Below are 1,804 nucleotides of genomic sequence, written 5' to 3' on the forward strand. Positions count from 1 at the left end.
TCTACCCAATAGCGCCAAGTGCTCCATCTAAATCTAATGAGCCAAAGCGAGTTAATTTAGGTGGTGGTGAAAGGCGCACCACCACGAAGTGGTGGCTTTAATCAAATCCTTCCTGCTGAGCTAAATATTGCTTCACGATTTCAAGTGGTGCACCTCCGCAACTAACCAGACAATAACTTCTGCTGTAAAAAACTGGCTTCCAGTAAAACTCACCCAAGTGTTCGGAAAACTCCTTTCGCACAAGTCTTGATGTAGCAGTTTTTAAACTGTTCACCATTTTACTTGGTTGCATCTTGGGATTAGCAGAAATTAAAAGGTGAAGGTGATCTGGCTCACCATTGCACTCCAAAAGCTCACAATCCCAAGATTTTAACAACCTTTTGTACTGAGATTCTAAGTACGCGGCAACCTCTGGCGTGATACAGCGATGACGATATTTAGTTACAAGGACTAAATGATAGTGAATATTATAAACGCTGTGATACAGCGTATTTAGGGCTTGTTTTTTCATAACCACTAAATATAATTAGTTGTTATGAAAAAAGCAATCCGTAAAGTTACATATAAAATGAAACCATCAGTTTCTCAAGAAGAATCGCTGATGGATTTGTTTGTCCACCATCACCAGTTGTACAACTGGGCTTTACGTGATCGCATCGAAACATATCGTGATTCTAATTACAGTCTTAACTTTCACGAACAGTGCAAAATCAACACTCTGTGGCGTAATAACCGTAAAGCGCATGGCATTTTCAATGCTAATGCTCAGAGTGAGCAAGTCACATTAAAACGTGTTGCACTGGCTTTTGACGGTTTTTTTAGACGGCTCAAAAAAGGTGATAAGAAAGCTGGATTCCCACGTTTTAAACCATTTCAACGCTTTAAAGGTTGGGGCTACAAGGCTCATGGTGATGGTTGGAAGCTCAACCTGAAAGAAAAAAAGCATGGTGCTGTTTATTTGGCTGATGTTGGTATCGTTAAGATCCGAGGTAAAGCTAGAAACACAGGAGGCAAGCCGAAAACTGCCGAAATCATCCGAAAGAATGGTGAGTGGTTCATTTCAGTTTCAATGGAGTATGACACCATTGAGAGAAACTGTGGCACTAAAGCTGTTGGCTTGGATTGGGGTGTTTCTCATTACTTTTCGACTATCGATCAGGATGGTAATTTTGAGCAAGTCGAAAACCCCCGTTACCTCAGAAACAGCAAAGAGCGATTAACCTCTTTACAACGTGACCTCGCGTTAGCGAAAAAAGGCACTCGCACCCAGCGAAAATTAAAGCATCAAATAGCCAAACTCCACCAGAAAATCGCCCGTCAAAGACTCGATTTTACTCATAAAGAAACTGCAAAATTAGTTGAAGTGGCGGCATTGATCGCCACCGAAAAACTCACCGTTAAGAACATGACTCGTAGTGCCAAAGGTACTGTCGAGAAAAACGGAAAAATGGTGAAACAAAAGGCTGGTCTGAATCGGGAAATTCTGAACACCGCGCCAGCCATGACTCTTAATTTACTGCGATACAAAGCGGAAGAAGCTAGTAGCGAATTTGTTGAAGTACCAACAAAGCAAGTTAAGCCAAGTCAAACCTGCCCAGACTGCGGAGCTAAGAAGAAGAAATCCTTAGCAGACCGCTGGCACTCATGCGAATGTGGTTGTGAGAAGCCCCGCGATGTAGCCAGTGCGCAAGTTAACTTAAACTGGGCGTTAGGTATTCAGGCTGGGAACCAGCCTAAAAAGGTAGCTTAGGCTTTCTTTTTGAAACTCCTTCAAAACGCGCAGCGTTTAGTGGGAGTTGTTCAT

At 42.5% G+C, this 1,804-nt stretch carries 2 protein-coding genes; one reads left to right on the forward strand and one right to left on the reverse strand.

The window, feature by feature from the left end; translation table 11 throughout:
• Nucleotides 1-97: 97 nt before the first annotated feature.
• Entirely contained in the window at nucleotides 98-511 is a 414-nt protein-coding gene (tnpA, locus tag HC000_RS18160; protein ID WP_036932744.1) for an IS200/IS605 family transposase, read from the reverse strand.
• A 24-nt stretch (nucleotides 512-535) separates the two neighbouring features.
• Between tnpA and HC000_RS18165 the strand changes: the two genes are divergently transcribed.
• Nucleotides 536-1,750 carry an RNA-guided endonuclease TnpB family protein gene (locus HC000_RS18165; RefSeq protein ID WP_014610911.1) on the forward strand — a complete coding sequence of 405 codons (1,215 nt, stop codon included), beginning with the start codon at nucleotides 536-538 and terminating at the stop codon, nucleotides 1,748-1,750.
• Nucleotides 1,751-1,804: the final 54 nt, after the last annotated feature.

The sequence above is a fragment of the Pseudoalteromonas sp. MIP2626 genome (assembly GCF_013414205.1).
Classification (GTDB): Bacteria; Pseudomonadota; Gammaproteobacteria; order Enterobacterales; family Alteromonadaceae; genus Pseudoalteromonas; species Pseudoalteromonas nigrifaciens.

Bases quoted from the DNA above. Each gene is read 5' to 3' on its own strand.
- tnpA (WP_036932744.1), bottom strand. From the start codon at position 511: ATGAAAAAACAAGCCCTAAATACGCTGTATCACAGCGTTTATAATATT.
- HC000_RS18165 (WP_014610911.1), top strand. From the start codon at position 536: ATGAAAAAAGCAATCCGTAAAGTTACATATAAAATGAAACCATCAGTT.